The 20,170-nt window shown below is 63.3% G+C and carries 24 protein-coding genes and 2 tRNA genes; 16 read left to right on the top strand and 10 right to left on the bottom strand.

The features are described from left to right. The first annotated feature begins 6 nt into the window (after nt 1–6). Complete coding sequence (nfuA, locus tag ACXI0U_RS14395; RefSeq protein WP_423500191.1) at nt 7–591, top strand: Fe-S biogenesis protein NfuA; 585 nt, start codon at nt 7–9, stop codon at nt 589–591. A 535-nt stretch (nt 592–1,126) separates the two neighbouring features. Here the strand turns inward: nfuA and ACXI0U_RS14390 are convergent. The 7 genes from ACXI0U_RS14390 to ACXI0U_RS14360 form a co-directional block, all read right to left on the bottom strand. Next, nucleotides 1,127–2,308 carry an MFS transporter gene (locus ACXI0U_RS14390; RefSeq protein WP_431482311.1) on the bottom strand — a complete coding sequence of 394 codons (1,182 nt, stop codon included), beginning with the start codon at nt 2,306–2,308 and terminating at the stop codon, nt 1,127–1,129. A 15-nt stretch (nt 2,309–2,323) separates the two neighbouring features. Further along, nucleotides 2,324–2,833, bottom strand: coding sequence for an HPP family protein (locus ACXI0U_RS14385; protein WP_021217998.1), 510 nt, complete (start codon nt 2,831–2,833; stop codon nt 2,324–2,326). Nucleotides 2,834–2,847: 14 nt separating this feature from the next. Further along, on the bottom strand, nt 2,848–3,096 hold the full coding sequence (locus tag ACXI0U_RS14380) for a DUF1272 domain-containing protein (protein WP_479550447.1): 249 nt from the start codon (nt 3,094–3,096) through the stop codon (nt 2,848–2,850). A gap of 10 nt (nt 3,097–3,106) precedes the next feature. Beyond that, on the bottom strand, nt 3,107–4,114 hold the full coding sequence (locus tag ACXI0U_RS14375) for a GlxA family transcriptional regulator (protein ID WP_374981644.1): 1,008 nt from the start codon (nt 4,112–4,114) through the stop codon (nt 3,107–3,109). 100 nt (nt 4,115–4,214) lie between these two features. After that, nucleotides 4,215–5,246 carry a DNA topoisomerase IB gene (locus ACXI0U_RS14370; protein ID WP_479550446.1) on the bottom strand — a complete coding sequence of 344 codons (1,032 nt, stop codon included), beginning with the start codon at nt 5,244–5,246 and terminating at the stop codon, nt 4,215–4,217. Then, complete coding sequence (locus ACXI0U_RS14365; RefSeq protein ID WP_479550445.1) at nt 5,243–5,956, bottom strand: DUF421 domain-containing protein; 714 nt, start codon at nt 5,954–5,956, stop codon at nt 5,243–5,245. Before ACXI0U_RS14365 ends, ACXI0U_RS14370 begins: the two co-directional genes overlap by 4 nt. A 190-nt stretch (nt 5,957–6,146) precedes the next feature. Beyond that, nucleotides 6,147–6,416: a hypothetical protein gene (locus ACXI0U_RS14360; protein ID WP_021218003.1), complete on the bottom strand. Its 270-nt coding sequence runs from the start codon at nt 6,414–6,416 to the stop codon at nt 6,147–6,149. Nucleotides 6,417–6,696: 280 nt separating this feature from the next. Here ACXI0U_RS14360 and ACXI0U_RS14355 point away from each other — a divergent pair, with 280 nt between their 5' ends. Next, nucleotides 6,697–7,371: a PA2778 family cysteine peptidase gene (locus ACXI0U_RS14355; RefSeq protein ID WP_479550444.1), complete on the top strand. Its 675-nt coding sequence runs from the start codon at nt 6,697–6,699 to the stop codon at nt 7,369–7,371. Nucleotides 7,372–7,439: 68 nt separating this feature from the next. Here the strand turns inward: ACXI0U_RS14355 and ACXI0U_RS14350 are convergent, their stop codons facing one another. Beyond that, a complete protein-coding gene (locus tag ACXI0U_RS14350; RefSeq protein ID WP_043246916.1) occupies nt 7,440–8,723 on the bottom strand; it encodes an NAD(P)/FAD-dependent oxidoreductase in 1,284 nt (427 codons plus the stop codon). A gap of 183 nt (nt 8,724–8,906) precedes the next feature. Between ACXI0U_RS14350 and ACXI0U_RS14345 the strand changes: the two genes are divergently transcribed. The 5 genes from ACXI0U_RS14345 to ACXI0U_RS14325 all read left to right on the top strand — a co-directional run bounded on the left by ACXI0U_RS14345 (nt 8,907) and on the right by ACXI0U_RS14325 (nt 11,016). Continuing rightward, nucleotides 8,907–8,983 (top strand) — tRNA-Val (locus ACXI0U_RS14345). 270 nt (nt 8,984–9,253) lie between these two features. Beyond that, nucleotides 9,254–9,628: a hypothetical protein gene (locus ACXI0U_RS14340; RefSeq protein ID WP_479550443.1), complete on the top strand. Its 375-nt coding sequence runs from the start codon at nt 9,254–9,256 to the stop codon at nt 9,626–9,628. 54 nt (nt 9,629–9,682) lie between these two features. After that, entirely contained in the window at nt 9,683–10,021 is a 339-nt protein-coding gene (locus ACXI0U_RS14335; protein WP_479550442.1) for a hypothetical protein, read from the top strand. Nucleotides 10,022–10,177: 156 nt separating this feature from the next. Then, nucleotides 10,178–10,444 carry a hypothetical protein gene (locus ACXI0U_RS14330; protein ID WP_316926919.1) on the top strand — a complete coding sequence of 89 codons (267 nt, stop codon included), beginning with the start codon at nt 10,178–10,180 and terminating at the stop codon, nt 10,442–10,444. A 176-nt stretch (nt 10,445–10,620) separates the two neighbouring features. After that, the gene (locus ACXI0U_RS14325) at nt 10,621–11,016 is read left to right on the top strand and encodes a hypothetical protein (protein ID WP_479550441.1); all 396 of its coding nucleotides are present in this window, start codon (nt 10,621–10,623) and stop codon (nt 11,014–11,016) included. A gap of 158 nt (nt 11,017–11,174) precedes the next feature. Here the strand turns inward: ACXI0U_RS14325 and ACXI0U_RS14320 are convergent, their stop codons facing one another. Beyond that, nucleotides 11,175–11,327, bottom strand: coding sequence for a hypothetical protein (locus tag ACXI0U_RS14320; protein WP_164488229.1), 153 nt, complete (start codon nt 11,325–11,327; stop codon nt 11,175–11,177). A 192-nt stretch (nt 11,328–11,519) separates the two neighbouring features. After that, nucleotides 11,520–11,681: a hypothetical protein gene (locus ACXI0U_RS14315; protein WP_021216953.1), complete on the bottom strand. Its 162-nt coding sequence runs from the start codon at nt 11,679–11,681 to the stop codon at nt 11,520–11,522. Between the two features lie 496 nt (nt 11,682–12,177). Between ACXI0U_RS14315 and thrS the strand changes: the two genes are divergently transcribed. The 9 genes from thrS to ACXI0U_RS14270 all read left to right on the top strand — a co-directional run bounded on the left by thrS (nt 12,178) and on the right by ACXI0U_RS14270 (nt 19,775). Continuing rightward, nucleotides 12,178–14,100, top strand: a complete 1,923-nt coding sequence (gene thrS, locus ACXI0U_RS14310; protein ID WP_184488044.1) for a threonine--tRNA ligase — start codon at nt 12,178–12,180, stop codon at nt 14,098–14,100. Beyond that, nucleotides 14,100–14,651 (top strand): translation initiation factor IF-3, encoded by a 552-nt coding sequence (infC, locus tag ACXI0U_RS14305; protein WP_173178453.1) that lies wholly within the window; start codon nt 14,100–14,102, stop codon nt 14,649–14,651. The genes thrS and infC overlap by 1 nt, the downstream gene beginning before the upstream one ends. A gap of 61 nt (nt 14,652–14,712) precedes the next feature. After that, nucleotides 14,713–14,907, top strand: coding sequence for a 50S ribosomal protein L35 (rpmI, locus tag ACXI0U_RS14300; protein ID WP_021701550.1), 195 nt, complete (start codon nt 14,713–14,715; stop codon nt 14,905–14,907). Nucleotides 14,908–14,936: 29 nt separating this feature from the next. Beyond that, nucleotides 14,937–15,293, top strand: a complete 357-nt coding sequence (gene rplT / locus ACXI0U_RS14295) for a 50S ribosomal protein L20 (RefSeq protein WP_004422590.1) — start codon at nt 14,937–14,939, stop codon at nt 15,291–15,293. A 94-nt stretch (nt 15,294–15,387) separates the two neighbouring features. Beyond that, complete coding sequence (pheS, locus tag ACXI0U_RS14290) at nt 15,388–16,404, top strand: phenylalanine--tRNA ligase subunit alpha (protein WP_043243027.1); 1,017 nt, start codon at nt 15,388–15,390, stop codon at nt 16,402–16,404. Nucleotides 16,405–16,593: 189 nt separating this feature from the next. Further along, a complete protein-coding gene (pheT, locus tag ACXI0U_RS14285; protein WP_479550440.1) occupies nt 16,594–18,972 on the top strand; it encodes a phenylalanine--tRNA ligase subunit beta in 2,379 nt (792 codons plus the stop codon). Between the two features lie 3 nt (nt 18,973–18,975). Next, a complete protein-coding gene (gene ihfA, locus ACXI0U_RS14280) occupies nt 18,976–19,278 on the top strand; it encodes an integration host factor subunit alpha (protein WP_003282572.1) in 303 nt (100 codons plus the stop codon). Beyond that, nucleotides 19,259–19,615 carry a MerR family transcriptional regulator gene (locus ACXI0U_RS14275; RefSeq protein WP_031286878.1) on the top strand — a complete coding sequence of 119 codons (357 nt, stop codon included), beginning with the start codon at nt 19,259–19,261 and terminating at the stop codon, nt 19,613–19,615. The genes ihfA and ACXI0U_RS14275 overlap by 20 nt, the downstream gene beginning before the upstream one ends. A gap of 83 nt (nt 19,616–19,698) precedes the next feature. Further along, nucleotides 19,699–19,775 (top strand) — tRNA-Pro (locus ACXI0U_RS14270). Nucleotides 19,776–20,170 lie beyond the last annotated feature (395 nt).

Raw genomic sequence — 20,170 nt, 5'->3', positions numbered from 1 at the left:
GTTGCCATGAGCGCCATCACCATTACCCAGGCAGCCGAAGATTACCTGGCTGACCTGCTGTCGAAGCAGAACACCAGCGGTATCGGCATCCGTGTATTCATCACCCAGCCGGGCACCCAGTACGCCGAGACCTGCATCGCCTACTGCAAGCCGGGTGAGCAGAAAGCCGAGGACACCCCGCTGGCCCTGGCTTCCTTCACCGCCTGGATCGACGCCGTCAGCGAGCCCTTCCTCGACGACGCCGTGGTCGACTACGCCACCGACCGCATGGGCGGCCAGCTGACCATCAAGGCGCCGAACGCCAAGGTGCCGATGGTCAATGAAGACAGCCCGCTGAACGAACGCATCAACTACTACCTGCAGACCGAGATCAACCCCGGCCTCGCCAGCCACGGCGGCCAGGTGAGCCTGGTGGACGTGGTCGAGGAGGGCATCGCCGTGCTGCAGTTCGGCGGCGGCTGCCAGGGCTGCGGCCAGGTCGACCTGACCCTCAAGGACGGCGTCGAGCGCACCCTGCTCGAGCGCATCCCCGAGCTGAAGGGCGTGCGTGACGTCACCGACCACAGCAACCGCGAAAACGCCTATTACTGAGGCGTGCAGCGGCAAGAAGAAGGCAGCCCTCGGGCTGCCTTTTTTGTGCCTGTGATTTCCCGGGCTGAAGCCCGGGCTACGGTCATTCAGGGCTTATCGCGGGCACATCTTTGCCGCGCGCCATGCACCGTAGGATGGCGTAGAGCGCAGCGAAACCCATGCTGCCCGGTGTTCGGGAATGCACCGAATCGATGGGGTTCGCGCAGCTCTTCCCATCCTACGATCCGCACAGGTCTCTGGCGGGTTTCCCCCGCCCTACTTTGCTGCGGGGTAAGCACCGAATCGATGGGATTCGCGGAGCTCTTCCCATCCTACGATCCGCACAGGTCTCTCGCGGGTTTCCCCCGCCCTGTCTTTGCTGCGGGGTAAGCACCGTAGGATGGCGTAGAGCGCAGCGAAACCCATGCTGTCCGGTGTTCGGGGATACACCGAATCGATGGGATTCGCGGAGCTCTTCCCATCCTACGATCGTTGCGGGTAGAGCTTCGCGAGCAGAGCTCGCTCCTACGGGGCATGCCGCGATGCGGGGCGGCGATCAGGGTGTGGCTTCGGCCTGGGCGACCTTGCTCCTGCGTACCGAGAACAGCGCCAGCAGGACGACCGCCACCAGCGGCAGCATGCCGAGGTTCACCGCACCCCAGCCGAGGCCGGTGATCAGCGCGCCGGAGGCGAAGGAGGCGCAGGCGGCCACCAGGCTGTTGCACAGCTCCATCAGCGCCTGGGCCTGGCCGCGTTCGTCGGCGTTGTGCCCTTCCGCCAGCAGGGTGGTGCCGGCCACCAGCATCAGGTTCCAGCCCAGCCCCAGCAGGAACGAACTCACCAGGAAGTACCCCATGCCCAGCCCGGCCAGGGCGATGCCGGCGCTCAGGAGCAACAGCACCGCGCCCACCAGGGCCACGCGGCGGCTGCCGAAACGGTCCACCAGCGGGCCGGCGGCGAAGGCGGGGAGGAACATGCCGAGCATGTGCCAGCGGATCACCTCGGAGCCGGCTTCCAGAGGCAGGCCGCAGAAAGTCATGGCCAGGGGCGTGGCGTTCATGACCAGGATCATCAGCCCGTGGCCGATGGCGGTGGTGGCGATGGCGGCGCGCACCAGGGGGCGTTGCAGCAGGGCGCGGGTGGCGGCCCAGCCGGCCTTGGGTGGGCGCGGCGCCTGGCCTTCGCGCAGCAGGCGAAGCAGCACCAGGGCGATCAGCGCGAGGCCGGCGATTGCCAGGTAGGCACCGACGAAGGGCGTTTCCAGGGCATTGCGTGACCAGAGCGCCAGGCTCGGCGCCAGCAAGGCCGCACAAACCCCGCCGCCCACCACATAGGCGGTGGCGCGGCCCTTGTGCTGCTCGTCCACGGCCTCTTGGGCGGCGAAGCGGTAGTACATGGCCGAGGCCTGGTAGGCGCCGATGGGCAGGGCGCCCAGGCACAGCAGGGTGAAGTCGCCGAGCCAGACGCCCAGGGCGCTGAGCAGGCCGCCCAGCACGCCCGCGGCGGCGCCGAGCATCAACCCGGGGCGGCGGCCGTGGCGCTGCATGAACAGCGACAGCGGCTGTACCGCCAGCAGGTTGCCCAGCACCAGCAGCGCCAGCGGCAGGGTGGCCAGGGCATTGAGCGGCGCCAGCTGCAGCCCCACCAGCGAGGTGAGGGTGATGCCGATCATCGAACAGCTCCAGTACAGGGCCTGGCCGGCGAACAGCAGGCGGATGCTCGGGTTGCGCAGCAGCATGGGGACCTCGGTGGCTTACCAGTACTTGGGGTAGCGGGCCTCGCGGCTCGCGTTGTTGTAGATCAGCGCCACCAGCACCAGCAGCAGGGCGCCGCTGAGGGTGGGGTAGAGCAGGAAATCCCAGCCCGGTTGCAGGAGGAAGACGATCACCGGGTTGGAGCCGGCCGGCGGGTGCACGGTGCGGGTCAGCATCATCAGGGCGATGGCGCTGCCCACCGCCAGGGCCACGGCCCACCAGTGCGGGCCGCAGAAATGCAAGAAGGCCAGGCCGGTGAAGGTGCTCAGCAGGTGGCCGAAGACCACGTTGCGCGGCTGCGAGAAGGGCACGTCGGGGAAGCCGAACACCAGCACGCAGGAGGCGCCGAAGGAGCCCAGCAGCAGGCTCAGGGTCAGCGCGTCGCCCAGGCCGGCGATGCTGGCAATGGCCAGGACGCCGCCGAGCCAGGCGATGAACACCTGGCGCGTGGCGGGGCGTGGGGGCAGGGCGACGGCGTCGCCACGGAATTTCTTCACCAGTTCGAGCATGGTCGTCTTCCGGTTCAGGCGCGCTTGGCGCAGCCAGCAGGGTTGTGGATGCGTTGGCTCGACGGCGGGTTGGCGGCGAGCTTGGCGACAGGGCGAATGGGACGCCCGACCAGCTTGCCAGCGCAGTTGGGGCAGTGGCCGGCGAGGTGGGTTTCGACGCAATCGCGGCAGAAGGTGCACTCGAAGGAGCAGATCATCGCCTCGGCGGAGTCGGGTGGCAGGTCCTTGTCGCAGCATTCGCAGTTGGGGCGCAGTTCGAGCATGGCGGTTTCCTCAGGCTTGGTTGGGGCGTCCGAAGCGTTCCGCGTATTCCTGCGGGCTGATGGACAGGTGTTTGTGAAAGGTGCGGCGCAGGTTTTCCGGGTGGCCGAAGCCGGTGAGGCGGGCCACGGTGGCGATGGAGGCCTGGGCGTCCTGCAGCAGCGCGCGGGCCGCCTCCAGGCGCACCCGTTCGATGTACTTGCCGGGGCCCATGCCCAGCTCCTGGACGAAGACCCGGGACAGGCTGCGCGGCGCCATGCTGGCCTGGCTGGCCAGGGCCTCCAGCGAGAGATCGCCACCGAGGTTGCCGGGTATCCACTCCAGCAGGGCGGCGAGGCGCGGCGTGCGGCTGGGCTCGCAATTGAGCAGGGCGCTGAACTGCGCCTGGCCGCCGGGGCGGCGCAGGAACAGCACCAGCCGGCGCGCCACCGCCAGCGCCATGGTGCGGCCGAGGTCGGCCTCCACCAGCGCCAGGGCCAGATCGATGCCGGCGGTGACCCCGGCGGAAGTGAACACATGGGGGTCGCCATCGCGGCCGGCGGGGTCGTAGGTGTGCAGGCGGTCACCTTGTACGTCGATATCGCAATAGCCACCCAGGGCCGGTACGTCGGACCAGTGGGTGGTGGCGCTGCGCCCGGCGAGCAGGCCGGCAGCGGCGAGGATCAGGGCTCCGGAGCAGATGGAGCCGAGCCGGCGCACCTGGGGCTCGGCGTCACGCAGCCAGGCCAGTAGCGGTGGGTTGCGGCACATGCGCTCGACGCCCATGCCGCCCGCCACCAGCAGGGTGTCGAGGGAGGCGGGATCGACCTCATGATAGGCGGCCTCGGCGACCAGGGCGAAGCCGGCAGAGGTCTTTACCGCGCCGGCTTCGGTGCCGATCAGGCGGATGCCGTAGGCGTCGGGCAGGCCCTGGCGCTGGCGCTCGACGTTGGCCGAGGCGAACACCTGCAGCGGGCCGGTCACGTCCAGGCTCATCACGTCGTCGAATGCCAGGCAGGCGATGGTGCGCAAGGGGTCCATGGCGGGGCTCCATCAGGTTGATGGTGCCAGTCTGCGTCCTGCCGGGTTTGGCGACAATGACAATAGCCCCACAGATATTGCCAAACCCCTGGCCAGGCGCTCAGCCCGCCGGGGCGACGTGCAACGCCTGGAGGAAATGCATCAGCGAGGCTTCCTCGGCACTCAGGCCTTTGCGCTTGCGAGCCTTCTTCAGGCCCTGCAGTTCGCCGGCGAGGAAGGCCTCGATGATGGCGGGATGGACGTAGCACTTGCGGCAGATGGCCGGGGTGTTGCCCAGCTCGCTGGAGACCTGGCGGATCACCTCCACCAGGTGCTTTTTGGCCGTGGCTTCGTCCTGCCAGCGGTGCTTGCGCAGGTGCTCCAGGGCCAGGGCGCTGCCGGCCCAGGTGCGGTAGTCCTTGGCGGTGAAGTCTTCGCCGGCGTGGCTGCGCAGGTAGTCGTTGATGTCGTGGGAGCTGACGGTGCGGCGCTCGGCGCCCTCGTCCAGGTACTGGAACAGGTGCTGGCCGGGCAGCTCCAGGCAGCGGCGGAGGATGCGCGCCAGGCGCGGGCTGCTGAGCCGGACGCTGTGCTCGATGCCGCTCTTGCCCTTGAATTCGAAGCGGATGTTGTTGCCCTTCACGGCGACATGGCGGGTGCGCAGGGTGGTGAGACCGAAGGATTTGTTGTCCCGCGCGTAGCGGCTGTTGCCGATGCGGATCAGGGTGCGGTCGAGCAGGGCGACCACGGCGGCCATGACCTTGTCACGGCCCAGCCCTGCTTCGCTCAGGTGCAGGTCGATGCGCCCGCGCAGGGCCGGCAGGGCCTGGCCGAAGCGCAGCAGGCGCTCGTACTTGGCGGCGTCGCGTATCTCGATCCACAGCGGGTGGTAGCGGTACTGCTTGCGCTGGCGGGCATCGCGGGCGGTAGCCTGGATATGGCCCTGCGGGTCGGCGCAGATCCACACCTGCTGGTAGGCGGGCGGGATGGCGAGCTTGTTGATGCGCTGGATCTCCAGCTCGTCGCGTATCGGCTTGCCGGCCAGGTCGATGTAGACGAACTTTCCACGGCTCAGGCGCCGGGCGAAGCCGGGCATGCTGTCCTCAACGTAGCGCAGTTGCGGCGGCAGGGCGGGCGGCGTTGCGGCTGTCATGCGTGTGCCTCCACGGGTGAGGCCTGGTGCTTGCGGCCCAGGGCGCGTGACCAGGCCTGGCCGTCGCAGCGGGGGCAATGGGCGTCCTGCCCCTGGGCGAGGTGCAGGGTGAACCCGCACCGGTTGCAGGCGTAGAGGCCGTCAGTGCTGGGGCGATCCACGCTCTGGCGCAATTGGCGGGGTAGCACGGAGAGGCCCGCGCGCACTTCGCTGTCATCGAAGAAATACAGGCTGACGTCGCCATTCACTTCGAGTATGGCCAGCCTTACCTGGCCCAGGTGCTCGACACTCTGGCGGCGCAGCTCCATGAAGAACTCGTCGCTGGAGATGTTGTTACGGGCCAGGGCGTCGATGTCGTAGAGGCCGTCGCGGATGATCACCACCGGCTCGCCCTCCAGCCAGGCGCCGAAGCGGCGGTTGCGCTCCATGGCGTAGGTGGTGACGCGGTAGAGCAGCAGCAGGGTGGTGAAGACCACGAGGATCGGCAGCAGCGGCACGTCTTCATAGAAGGAGACGTCGCCGGCCGCAGAGCCGAGGGTGAGGATGACCAGCACCTCGAACAGGGAGATCTGCCGTACGCCGCGGCGCCCGGAAATCTTCAGGAAGGCGAAGACCACGACGAAGGCGAAGAGGGCGCGTAGCGCGACTTCCGCGAGGAAGCTCAGGGGGAACTCATCGATGAGGATGCGGTGCCAGTCGAATGGGTTCATGGCCTGTGTGCTCCTTGCGCGGGCGAGCGAGGCTGGCGCGGGCGGGTTGCCGCGTGTGCTCGGGCTGCAAGGTTATGGACAGCGAAGGCGGGGGAATTTCTTCAGTGAAAAGCGAGGCGGCGTTGCGATAACGCCAGGGCGGGCAGCCGGGAAGCTGCCCGCCGCGCAGTGGGCACAGCGCTGGGAGGTATTACTCGGGCATTTCCCAGGGGGCGAGGCTGTAGCCTTGGCGGCTCAGCTCCTCGCGGGACTGCTTGAGGATGCTGGCCAGTTGTTCGGGGTCGGAATAGGTGCTGCTGGCGATTTTCGAGCGGCCCAGCAGGCGGGTGCTGGTGCGGTCGATGACGCTGAGGCTCAGCTCGCCGTTGCCGTCCTGTGGGGCCCAGGCCACGCACTGGAAGGGTTGGAAGGCGCGGCCGGCGATGATCAGGGCTTCGTTGAAGCGCAGTGTTGCATTCATGGGGTGGGTCTCTCCGTATTGTGCCCATTGAGGTGACGGACCCGGTCGGCTCGACCGTTTGTGTGCCGTCGTGGATATGGATGGCGAAACCTGACCGGGAAGTCACAGGCCGTCGTGAATAAATAACTATTTGTCGCGGCAATGAATGGATTGGTGATAACGGTCTCGAAAAACCGTCATTTCCGTGCGTTGCCGGGCGTGCCTCGGGTATACAGGTGCGCCATGGGCCGGCCGCTCGCGCCGGTGCCCGCCATGCACCTGAACCACCGGGGTAGATGCAGTGCCTATTCGCCTTGACCGATCCTTCACCCGCTGCGCCGGGCTCCTGTTCTGCCTGCTGTTGGCGGCCTGTTCCAGCCAGCCTTCGACATCGCCCAGGCTGCGTGCCCTGCCCGAAGCGGTGGAGCTGAGCAACGTGCCTTTCTTCGCCCAGCACGCCTACCAGAGCGCGCCGGCCAGCCTGGCTGCGCTGTTCACCCTGCAGGGCGAGACGGTGACGCCGGGCATGCTGGAAAAGGAGCTGCGCCTGCCCGAACGGGAAGAGGCACTGCAACAGAACCTGGCGGGCGTGGTGAACCGCCATGGCTTGCTGCTGTACCCGCTGGGCAATCAACTGGAAGACCTGCTGGTGCAGGTGGCGGCGGGCAATCCCGTGCTGGTGCACCTGCGCCAGGGCTACGGCTGGCTGCCGTCCTGGCGCTACGCGCTGGTGGTAGGCTACGACCGCAACAAGCAGGTACTGCTCCTGCGTGCTGGTGGCATACGCCGCCTGCCGATGAGCTTCTCGGAGTTCGAGTCGGGTTGGGAGGGTGCTGGCCACTGGGCCGCTTTGCTGCAGGCGCCGAACCAGCTGCCCGCCGAAGCGGATAGGTCGCGCTGGACCCAGGCCGTCGATGCGCTGGCCGGTGCCGGGCAGGCCGATGCGGCGAATATCGCCAGGAAGCAGCTGCACTGATTGTTCTGGCGGGGCCGCAGCCCCAATGAAAAACGGCGCCCGAGGGCGCCGTTTTCATATCTCGGGGATCAGATCCCCAGCTTGTCGCGCAGGCTGTAGTACCAGGCGCCGATGGCGCTGAACGGTACCTGGAACAGGCGGCCACCCGGGAAGGGGTAGTGCGGCAGGCTGGCGAAGGCGTCGAAACGCTCTGCCTGGCCGCGCAGTGCTTCGGCCAGTACCTTGCCCGCCAGGTGGGTGTAGGTGACGCCGTGGCCGCTGCAGCCCTGGGAGTAATAGATGTTGTCGCCGATACGGCCGACCTGGGGCAGGCGCGAGAGGGTCAGCAGGAAGTTGCCGGTCCAGGCGTAGTCGATCTTCACGTTCTTCAGCTGCGGGAAGGTCTTGAGCATCTTCGGGCGGATGATCGCCTCGATGTTCGCCGGGTCGCGGGCGCCATAGACCACGCCGCCGCCATAGATCAGGCGGTTGTCGCCGGTGAGGCGGTAGTAGTCCAGCAGGTAGTTGCAGTCTTCGACGCAGTAATCCTGGGGCAGCAGGCTCTTGGCCATTTCTTCCGACAGCGGCTCGGTGGTGATCACCTGGGTGCCGCACGGCATGGACTTGGACGCCAGCTCGGGCAGCAGGTTGCCCAGGTAGGCGTTGCCGGCCACGACCACGAACTTGGCCTTCACGCGGCCCTTGGGCGTGTGCACGACCGGATTGGCGCCGCGCTCCACGCGAATGGCTGGGGACTGCTCATGGATGATGCCGCCGAGGGATTCCACCGCCGCCGCCTCGCCCAGGGCCAGGTTCAGCGGGTGGATGTGGCCGCCGCTCATGTCGAGCATGCCGCCTATATAGTTCTCGGTCGACACCACCTCGCGGATGCGCTTGGCATCCAGCAGCTCCAGCTGAGTGTGGCCGTAGCGTTCCCAGAGCTTCTTCTGCGACTCCAGGTGGCCCATCTGCTTGGGCGTGATGGCGGCGAACACACCACCATCCTTCAGATCACACTGGATGTTGTACTTGGCGATGCGCTCGCGAATGATGCGGCCGCCTTCGAACGCCATCTGGCCGAGCAGTTGCGCCTGCTTCGGGTCGACGGTGCGCTCGATCACGTCGATGTCGCGGCTGTAGCTGTTGACGATCTGCCCGCCGTTACGGCCGGACGCGCCGAAACCGACCTTGGCCGCTTCGACGATGGTGACCTTGAAGCCGTTTTCCAGCAGGAAGAGGGCGGTGGACAGCCCGGTGTAACCGGCGCCGATGATGCAGATGTCGGTCTCGGTCTCGCCGACCAGCTCCGGCCGCTGCGGTACCGGGTTGGCCGATGCTGCGTAATAGGATTGGGGGTAGGGAGTGTGCGTCATCTTGAATCTCTGTTTTTTATTTTTTACGGATGGCGTGATGCTACCCGAGTTGAAAATAGCCGGCTAGGGGCTGTGCAAGATATTTAACGCGGCGTTGAACAACAAAAACTTCACTTTTTCAGGCAGTTAGCGAAAAAAGTTGTTGACGTCGAAAAGCATGGCTGTAGAATGCGCACCCATCGAAGGCACATAGCTCAGTTGGTTAGAGCACCACCTTGACATGGTGGGGGTCGTTGGTTCGAGTCCAATTGTGCCTACCAATTCGAAGCTGCATCACTGCAGCGCATGAAGGGCGATCCGAAAGGGTCGCCCTTTTTTGTTTTCCGATTTTCCTTCAATGGGCTTCCGGGCCCTCCTCATGCTTCAGGCTTTCAAGCCTGCCTGCGCCCGCTGGTGCCCGATCTCCTTCTCCGTGCGCCCCTCTAATGGATGGTGGTCATCTCCTCCTCTAGGAAGCTCTGGATTCTCCCAGGGCGCGCAGCTCACAATCTGGGCTTCAGGTCGCTCGATTCTGTTCACGGAGGATCACCATGAAATACGCAATGGGAATGCTGTGCGCGTTGGTTGCCGGTGCCGCCAGTGCCGAGCAGGTGCTGGTGCGGGCTGATAAGGGGCATCAATGTGTTGGCGATGCGTTCTCGCTGGACGATGTGCCTGACGTGCTTTTCCTCGAGAGAGCGTGCGAGCTGCCTGTATCGCGTGCTGCCGAGAGGCGCGCTTATGTTTCCCGCAGCGAAGGCGCCGAGATCAGGGGCTGCTGGCGCACGCTCTCCGATGGCAACTACTCGGTCATCGATGAGGCTGGCGGTCAGCAGCTTTTGAACAGGGATGCCTATGCAGGGGCTGAAACCACCTCGTCATCGAGCGCCAGGATCGTCCGCTCGCCGGCCGGCGCTTGCCCTTGATCGCACGGTTGGTGCCTTGTTGCATCCGCTTTACCCATCCAGGGAGAGGATTAAATGCGTATCTATTTTTGTGGTGTTCTTGTGATGGCGATGATGCCCATGACCGCATCTGCGCAGGATATGGTCGGCGGTGGGCTGAAGGTTGTCTCGGTTGAGCGGGTCGATGACTCCAAGGCGGTGATCAAACTCGGCAATGGAAAGGGCGGGGTCGAATCCTTGTGGGTCGACTGCCTAGCGGCTGAGTGGGGCTATGAGGGTGTCGAGGCGGGGGCTTTGGTGGAGCAGGACCAGAAGTCCCAGGCGATTGCCTATCGTGCCTGTCGGGATCTACCCAGCAAGGCCTCGCTGCTTCAGGCGCCCGGGACCTGGCGGGCGGCGGGTCCGCTCAAGTGAGCCAGTGTCGGTCGCTTCTCCAGGTAAGTGTGTATTGAAAGGCCTGGGCTTCTGGTGGCGCACCTTGCTTGACTCGACTGGCCGTGCGTTTTAGTTTTCCGGCTTCTTTTTATGGTCGCCGCTGAGGGAAGCTGCCGGCTTCTCGTGAGGAAACGAATGCGCAAAGCTCTCGCCGTACTTCTCCTGATCTCGCCTGCTGTTTTCGCTGAATCAGCGCTGCCCCATCACGATTGCAAACGGCCGGATGTGCCGGCGCAGTTCAGGGATGAGGCGCATCGCGACCAGTTCACCCGCGATGTCGACAGCTACAACAAGTGCATCACGGCTTTCGTGACCGAGCAGAACGAGGCAGTTCGCAAGCATCGCGAGGCGGCGCTCAAGGCGACCGAGGAGTGGAATGCCTTCGCCAATTCGATGAAGTGAGTGTTGCGCGTATCAATGAGCCCGGCCTTGCGCCGGGCTTTTTGTTTCTGTCGTTTGGGCTCGCTGGGTCGCCTTGGTAGATGTCCATATATCGGAAAAGTGGTCCCGCTTCGCTTGGATATATCCGCAGGCTCTCTACGCTTGAGAAAGCATTTATGAGCGAGGAGGCGTTTGCCATGAGCAAGCGAATCGATTTCGGCCGTCGGGCGACGTCGGTGGCGGCTTGGGCTGTGCTGCTATCGATGGGCGGCGCGGCGCAGGCGAGCGACATCGGCTTCGGTGTCGGGGTGAGCTATATCTTCGGCGGTGGCGTGGCGGCGGGGGTCAAGGCGTTCAGTGATGACGAGGACAATGAGATGGTGGGCTCTGTCGGCCTCGACTATCTGTTCGCGTCGTCCGCTTTTCGGCCGAACATCGGTGTCGCCTACCAGGGCGAGGGCTACTTCAGTGGCGGGGATGTTGGCTACAACCTGCAGACCCAGGCGCTGGACTTCGGTGCCGGGGCGGGCTGGTCGAATGGCGATGACGATCACTCCGAGCCTGCGCCTGAGGAGCCTGTGTTCATTCCCTGATGTGTTCGCGCGTATGGGCGTGGCGCTTCATGCCCCGCTGGCGGCCCTTGGGTCGGGCTGGCAGGGGTGATGAGTGCCGGAAGGGTATTGAGCAATAAAGGAAGGCCGCAGTGCGAGCTTGTCGCGCTGGTCGAAGGGGCGGTGCGTCGGGTCTGGCTTCAGATATCGGCGATCAGCATGCCGTGCAGTACACGGTAGAGGCCGTCGTTGATCCTGATGGTGAGTGGTTCCCGTCCGATGATTCGTGCTCCTTCCTTGAGCAACTCATCGATGTGCGCACGCAAAGCATGAAAATTCCGTTGTTCCTTCACGGATGAGTCTCCCCTGGGAAGATGCGAGCAGAATAGCAGTAGCTGTGACAGGGCTCGAATCCCGAAATTCCGTTGCGCTTTGTACGCTTTTGACTATTCGTTCGAAACGTGGATGTGCAGTCAGGAGTGCCGTCGGGGAGGGTGTCGGGCGGGGAGGGCGGGGCAGCGCCGGGCGAGAGCGCCCGGGCGCGGTCAGGCGGCTACGGAGTGGCTGATCAGCATGCCGTAGTTGACGCGATAGAGATGGCCGCTGACCTTCAGGGTGAGAGGGTCGCGACTGATGATGCTGGCTCCGTCCCTGAGCAGCTCGTCAATGTGGGCGCGGAGAGCAAGGAAAGTACGTTGTTCCTTCATCGTAGGGCTCCTTGGTCGATGGATTCGCCGGAGCATATCAGTGCGTCTGTGAACTGATCGGTAAATCTGTGTGATTCTCATCACATTTCAATGATGGCAAAAGAGTGTCAGGCTGCGCTGTGCCTGGGCTGGCGATGTCGCTGTCTCTGCTCGCTTGCCGGTGGGAGATGGCTTCTCGTGCCGGGCGCTTCTAAGTCGTTGATTTTTTTGTGGTAGAGTGCGCGACCGCGCGGTCTCTCCCGATCCTCTCGTGACGTCCGCACTCTCGCTGCCGTTCGTGCTGCCTATATAAAGGTGTGCCGGTGGCATCGGAAGCTTGTCAGTGTCATCTGTTTCTGGAAGCATCCGCGGTTCTCGACACCTCCAGTGACTCTGGTTCGGCTCGGTTGGCCTTCGGGCTCTGTCATCGTGTGGCAGGCATACCCCCGGATCAATTACTGGCTCATCCCAACCCATGTGGCCTTTGGTAGAGGTCACCACTAGGAGAGGAGGCGCCATGCCCATCATTACTCTTCCCGACGGCAGTCAGCGTTCGTTCGATCACCCGGTATCCGTACTCGAGGTGGCGCAATCCATTGGTGCCGGCCTGGCCAAGGCCACCGTCGCCGGCAAGGTCGACGGCAAGCTCGTCGATGCCTGCGACCTGATTGACAGCGACGCCACCCTGCAGATCATCACCCCGAAGGACGAGGCTGGAGTCGAAATCATTCGTCACTCCTGCGCCCACCTGGTCGGGCATGCCGTCAAGCAGCTGTACCCGACCGCCCGCATGGTGATCGGCCCGGTCATCGATGAAGGCTTCTATTACGACATCGCCTTCGAGCGCTCCTTCACGCCTGACGATATGGCCGCCATCGAGAAGCGCATGGCGGAGCTGATCGACAAGGATTACGACGTCATCAAGAAGGTCACCCCGCGCGCCGAGGTGATCGAAGTGTTCAAGGCCCGTGGCGAGGACTACAAGCTGCGCCTGGTCGAGGACATGCCGGACGAGAAGGCCATGGGCCTGTACTTCCATGAGGAGTATGTGGACATGTGCCGGGGCCCGCACGTGCCCAACACCCGCTTCCTGAAAGCGTTCAAGCTCACCAAGATTTCCGGTGCCTACTGGCGCGGCGACTCGAAGAACGAGCAGCTGCAGCGCATCTATGGCACCGCCTGGGCCGACAAGAAGCAGCTGGCCGCCTACGTCCAGCGCATCGAAGAGGCCGAGAAGCGCGATCACCGTCGCATCGGCAAGCAACTCGACCTGTTCCACCTGCAGGAAGAGGCGCCGGGCATGGTGTTCTGGCACCCCAATGGCTGGACCCTGTACCAGGTGCTGGAGCAGTACATGCGCCAGGTGCAGCGTGAGCACGGCTATGTGGAAGTGCGTACGCCCCAGGTCGTCGATCGCATCCTCTGGGAGCGTTCGGGCCACTGGTCCAACTACGCCGAGAACATGTTCACCACCGCGTCCGAGAGCCGCGACTACGCCGTCAAGCCGATGAACTGCCCGTGCCACGTGCAGATCTTCAACCAGGGCCTGAAGTCCTATCGCGACCTGCCGCTGCGCCTGGCCGAGTTCGGTGCCTGCCACCGTAACGAGCCGTCCGGCGCCCTGCATGGCATCATGCGCGTGCGCGGCTTCACCCAGGACGACGCCCACATCTTCTGCACCGAAGAACAGGTGAAGAAGGAGGCGGCCGACTTCATCAAGCTGACGCTGCAGGTGTATTCGGACTTCGGCTTCGGCGATGTGTCGATGAAATTGTCGACTCGCCCAGCCAAACGCGTGGGATCCGACGAACTGTGGGATCGCGCCGAAGGTGCCCTCGCCGACGCCCTGAACGAGTCCGGCCTGGCCTGGGAATACCAGCCGGGTGAAGGTGCTTTCTACGGTCCGAAGATCGAATTCACCCTCAAGGACTGCCTCGGCCGTAACTGGCAGTGCGGCACCCTGCAGTACGATCCGAACCTTCCGGAGCGTCTGGATGCCAGCTATATCGCCGAAGATAACAGCCGTACGCGCCCGGTGATGTTGCACCGCGCCATCCTCGGCTCCTTCGAGCGCTTCATCGGCATGCTCATCGAGCACTACGCGGGCCTGTTCCCGGCGTGGCTCGCGCCGACCCAGGCGGTGATCATGAATATCACCGACAAGCAGGCCGATTTTGCCCTCGAGGTTGAAAAAACTCTCAACCAAAGCGGGTTCCGTGCCAAGTCCGACTTGAGAAACGAAAAAATCGGCTTTAAAATCCGCGAGCATACTTTGCTCAAGGTTCCCTATCTCCTGGTTATTGGAGATCGGGAGGTTGAGACACGATCCGTTGCTGTGCGAACCCGTGAAGGCGTCGATCTGGGCTCCATGCCCCTCGACCAATTCGTCACTACGCTTGCGCAGGCGGTTTCCCGGCGTGGTCGCCAAGAATTGGAGTAATCATTATTAAGCGTGAAATGAGACAAGATAAACGAGCTGCACCTAAGGCCCCGATTAACGAGAATATCTCGGCTCGAGAGGTGCGACTGATTGGTGCAGACGGCCAGCAAATTGGCGTCGTCTCGATTGATGAAGCGCTTCGCGCTGCTGAAGAAGCAAAGCTGGATCTGGTGGAAATTTCCGCTGATGCAGTGCCGCCCGTATGCCGGATCATGGACTACGGCAAGCACCTGTTCGAGAAGAAGAAGCAGGCTGCTGCGGCGAAGAAGAATCAGCACCAGCAACAGATCAAAGAAATCAAGTTTCGTCCAGGGACGGAAGAAGGGGATTACCAGGTAAAACTACGCAACCTGGTACGTTTCCTTAATGAGGGAGACAAGGCCAAGGTATCGCTTCGATTCCGTGGTCGTGAGATGGCTCACCAGGAGCTGGGCATGGAGCTGTTGAAGCGGGTCGAAGCTGACCTCGCCGAACTCGGCACCGTTGAACAGCATCCTAAGCTGGAAGGACGCCAGCTGATGATGGTCATCGCTCCCAAAAAGAAAAAGTAACCACCAGGGCACTGGCAGGCCTTGCGGTTATGCGTAATCACTCAATGCGGAGTATCCGAACATGCCAAAGATGAAAACCAAGAGCGGTGCAGCCAAGCGTTTCCTCAAGACCGCTGCTGGCTACAAACACAAGCACGCTTTCAAGAGCCACATCCTGACCAAGATGTCCACCAAGCGTAAGCGTCAACTTCGCGGTAGCGAACTGATGCATCCGTCGGACAAAGCAAAAGTCGAGCGCATGCTGCGCGTTCGTTAATCGGTCAAGATATCTAGAGGAAGCTACTCATGGCTCGTGTTAAGCGCGGCGTTATCGCTCGCAAGCGTCACAAAAAGATTCTGAAACTCGCCAAAGGCTACTACGGCGCACGCAGCCGCGTGTTCCGCGTTGCCAAGCAGGCGGTGATCAAGGCTGGCCAATACGCCTACCGTGACCGTCGTCAGCGCAAACGTCAGTTCCGCGCTCTGTGGATCGCTCGTATCAACGCTGGTGCTCGTCTGAACGGTCTGTCCTACAGCCGTCTGATCGCTGGCCTGAAAAAAGCGGCCATCGAGATCGATCGCAAGGTTCTGGCCGATCTGGCAGTGAACGAAAAAGCGGCGTTTGCTGCGATTGTCGAGAAAGCGAAAGCCGTACTGGCTTAAGTCCCCGACAATCACCGGGCTATCCCGGTGCTGAACGTCACCAATAGGGGAAGAGCCTTGTGCTCTTCCCCTATTTCGTATCTGGAGTCTGTACATGGAAAATCTGGATGCGCTGGTCTCTCAAGCGCTTGAGGCAGTGCAAAACACCGACGACGTGAATGCCCTTGAGCAGATTCGCGTTCATTACCTTGGCAAGAAAGGCGAACTGACTCAGGTGATGAAGACCCTGGGCGACCTGCCGGCGGAAGAGCGCCCCAAAGTCGGCGCCCTGATCAACACCGCCAAGGAACGCGTACAAGACGCCCTGAATGCCCGCAAGGATTCGCTTGAGCAGGCCGCCCTCGGCGCCAAGCTCGCGGCCGAGCGCATCGACGTCACCCTGCCTGGCCGTGGCCAGGTCTCCGGCGGCCTGCACCCGGTCACCCGTACCCTGGAGCGCGTCGAGCAGTTCTTCACCCACATCGGCTACGGCATCGCCGAAGGCCCTGAGGTCGAAGACGACTATCACAACTTCGAAGCGCTCAACATCCCCGGCCACCACCCGGCCCGGGCGATGCACGACACCTTCTATTTCAACGCCAACATGCTGCTGCGTACCCACACCTCGCCGGTTCAGGTGCGCACCATGGAATCCCAGCAACCGCCGATCCGCATCGTCTGCCCGGGTCGTGTCTACCGTTGCGACTCGGATATCACCCACTCGCCGATGTTCCACCAGGTCGAAGGCCTGCTGGTCGACGAGGGCATCAGCTTCGCTGACCTCAAGGGCACCATCGAGGAATTCCTCCGTGTGTTCTTCGAAAAGGATCTCGGCGTGCGTTTCCGCCCGTCCTTCTTCCCCTTCACCGAGCCTTCGGCCGAAGTCGACATGCAATGCGTCATGTGCTCCGGCAAAGGTTGCCGCGTGTGCAAGCAGACCGGCTGGCTGGAAGTGATGGGTTGCGGCATGGTCCACCCCAACGTGCTGCGCATGTCCGGCATCGACCCGGAGAAGTACCAGGGCTTCGCCTTCGGCATGGGCGTCGAGCGTCTGGCCATGCTCCGTTATGGCGTCAACGACTTGCGCCTGTTCTTCGATAACGACCTGCGATTCCTCGCGCAATTCCGCTAGGCCGCGCCGTCAGAAACGAATGCCCCGTGCGTTGAATGTTGTGTTGTAGCTGTGTAGCGAGCGCCCCGCCTCTGGTGGGGCCAGGTGAGAGACCCCGTCAGCGGGCTCACCGTCTCCCGCGTGAATGCGGGGGAGCGTGAAAGCCGACCACCCACGTACGTGGCCGAAACGAATCCTTAGGAGAGCTGGATGAAATTCAGTGAACAGTGGCTGCGGAGCTGGGTAAGCCCGCAGGTATCCCGCGACGAGCTGGTGGCCCGTCTGTCGATGGCCGGCCTGGAAGTGGACAGCGTCACCCCCGTTGCCGGCGCCTTCAGCGGCGTGGTCGTGGGTGAGGTGCTGAGCACCGAACAGCACCCCGACGCCGACAAGCTGCGCGTATGCCAGGTCAGCAACGGCAGCGAAACCTTCCAGGTGGTGTGCGGCGCGCCCAACGTGCGCCCCGGCCTGAAGATCCCCTTCGCCATGATCGGCGCCGAGCTGCCGGGCGACTTCAAGATCAAGAAAGCCAAGCTGCGCGGCGTCGAGTCCTTCGGCATGCTCTGCTCGGCCAACGAGCTGAAGATCAGCGAAGACCACGGCGGCCTCATGGAGCTCGCCGCCGATGCGCCGGTGGGGGAAGACTTCCGCCGCTACCTGGAGCTGGACGACGTCGTCATCGAGCTGGGCCTCACCCCCAACCGCGGTGACTGCCTCAACCTCTCCGGCCTCGCCCGCGAAGTCGGCGCGCTCTACGACGCCCCGGTCACCCGCCTGGCCATCGCCCCGGTCGCCCCGTCCCACGACGAAGTGCGCCCGGTCGAAGTCCTCGCGCCCAAGGCCTGCCCGCGCTACCTCGGCCGCGTGGTGCGCAATGTCGACCTCTCCAAGCCGACCCCGCTGTGGATGGTCGAGCGCCTGCGTCGCGCCGACGTACGCAGCATCGACGCCGCCGTCGACATCACCAACTACGTGATGCTCGAGCTCGGCCAGCCCATGCACGCCTTCGACCTCGCCGAAATCAACGGCGGCATCCGTGTGCGCATGGCGGAGGAGGGCGAGAAGATCGTCCTGCTCGACGGCCAGGAAGTCAGCCTGCGTGCCGACACCCTTGTCATCGCCGACCACACCCGCGCCCTGGCCATCGCCGGCGTAATGGGTGGCGAGCACAGCGGCGTCAGCGACAAGACTCGCGACCTGTTCCTCGAAGCCGCCTTCTTCGACACCATCGCCGTTGCCGGCAAGGCCCGTTCCTATGGCCTGCACACCGACTCCTCGCACCGCTTCGAGCGTGGCGTGGACTGGCAACTCGCCCGCGAAGCCATGGAGCGCGCCACCGCGCTGCTGCTGGACATCGTCGGCGGCGAAGCCGGCCCCATCATCGAAAGCGTCAGCGAAGCCAGCCTGCCGAGCGTCGCACCGGTCACCCTGCGTGCCGAGCGCATCGCCCAGATGCTGGGCATGGAAATGGACGCCGCTGAAGTCGAGCGCCTGCTCACCGCGCTGGGCCTGGGTGTCACCTCCGCTGGCCAGGGCCAATGGACGGTGGAAGTCCCCAGCCACCGCTTCGACATCAGCCTGGAAGTGGACCTGATCGAAGAGCTCGGCCGCCTCTACGGCTACAACCGCCTGCCGGTTCGCTACCCGCAAGCGCGCCTGGCGCCCAAGGCCCGTTCCGAATCCGCCGTCGAGCTGCCGGCCCTGCGTCGCCTGCTGGTCGCCCGTGGCTACCAGGAAGCGATCACCTACAGCTTCATCGATCCCAAGCTGTTCGAGCTGTTCAATCCCGGTGTGCAGCCGCTGATGCTGGCCAACCCCATCTCCGCCGACATGGCCGCCATGCGCTCCTCCCTGTGGCCGGGCCTGGTCAAGGCGCTGCAGCACAACCTCAACCGCCAGCAGGGCCGCGTTCGCCTGTTCGAAAGCGGCCTGCGCTTCGTCGGCCAGCTGGAAGGGCTCAAGCAGGAAGCCATGCTCGCCGGCGTCGTCTGCGGCAAGCGCCTGCCCGAAGCCTGGGCCCATGGCCGTGACGGCGTTGACTTCTATGACGTGAAGGCCGACGTCGAAGCCCTGCTCGGCGCCGCCGGTGCGCTGGACGGTTTCGACTTCGTGCCCGGCGAGCACAACGCCCTGCACCCGGGCCAGACCGCCCGCATCGAGCGCGACGGCCAACTGGTCGGCTACCTCGGTGCCATCCACCCCGAGCTGGCAAAAGCCCTGGACCTGGATCAGTCGGTCTACCTCTTCGAGCTGGTACTGGCCGAAGTCATGCGCGGCCGTCTGCCCAAATTCCGCGAGCTTTCGCGCTTCCCCGAAGTGCGTCGCGACCTGGCCCTGCTGGTGGATCGCGAGGTGGCCGCAGAGGCCGTACTCGACACCATCCGCGAGGCGGCGGGCGAGTGGTTGACGGACCTCAGGCTATTTGACGTCTATCACGGTAAAGGTATTGATCCGCTTAGAAAAAGCCTGGCCGTCGGCTTGACCTGGCAGCATCCATCGCGCACTCTTAACGACGATGAGGTGAACACCACAACGCAGAACATCGTCACCTCGCTGGAAGAAAGGTTCAACGCCACGTTAAGGAAGTAGCGTATGGGGGCTCTGACGAAAGCTGAGATGGCTGAACGTCTGTACGAAGAGCTTGGCCTGAATAAACGGGAAGCCAAGGAACTGGTGGAGCTGTTTTTCGAGGAAATCCGTCAGGCGCTGGAGCATAACGAACAGGTCAAGTTGTCGGGTTTCGGCAACTTCGATCTGCGGGATAAGCGTCAGCGTCCGGGGCGGAACCCGAAGACAGGAGAGGAAATCCCGATCACGGCTCGCCGTGTCGTGACGTTCCGTCCGGGGCAGAAACTGAAAGCCAGAGTCGAAGCTTATGCTGGAACCAAGTCATAACGACGAATTGCCGACAATCCCCGGCAAGCGTTACTTCACCATTGGCGAGGTCAGCGAGCTCTGCGCAGTCAAGCCCCACGTGCTGCGTTACTGGGAGCAGGAATTTCCCCAGCTCAACCCGGTAAAACGACGTGGCAACCGGCGCTACTACCAGCGCCAGGATGTGCTGATGATTCGGCAGATCCGGGCGCTGCTATACGACCAGGGCTTCACCATCGGCGGGGCGCGCCAGCGTCTCTCCGGTGACGAAGCGAAGGACGACACCACTCAATACAAGCAGCTCATCCGGCAGACCATCGCCGAGCTTGAAGACGTCCTCATGGTTCTGCGTAAGTAAAAAAACCTGAAAAAAACCTTCCACAATTCAAACGCTTAAAGTATAGTTCGCTCCGTTCCGCAAAGCGGGACAAGCAACAAAGTCGGGGCGTAGCGCAGCCTGGTAGCGCACTTGCATGGGGTGCAAGGGGTCGAGTGTTCGAATCACTCCGTCCCGACCATATTCAAAAGAATCCAGTCACTTAACGGTGACTGGATTTTTTTATGGGCGTATGTTTTCAGCCCTTCTGAGTTGTGAGCTACTTTTGCCCTGCCAACGACTGGTCCTTTCAGATGCTTACTGCAATCGCACTGAGTCCGCCTCTTGGGCTGTACGTGCGGATAAATGCTCTATAGCGTCCTCTTCATTTGGATAAAAGTGCTGCGAGCGTTGCAGTTTGTTGCTTGTCTAGGTCGACCAGCTGCCTTCGAAAGTACGTTTGCCGATAGTGCTTCAGCTGGCGTTCGCCTCGCGGGGTTATGTCCTCATGGTAACTCTGAAGTAATGGCGTTTTGCCGATCGACTTCTTTACCTGACTAGCGTTCCTTGGATAGTGTTGTCGCCAGCTTTTAGTTC

The sequence above is a fragment of the Pseudomonas sp. C9D1 genome (assembly GCF_056491235.1).
The sequence above is the reverse complement of the archived record's forward strand: the minus strand, read 5'-3'. Positions and strand labels throughout refer to the sequence as shown.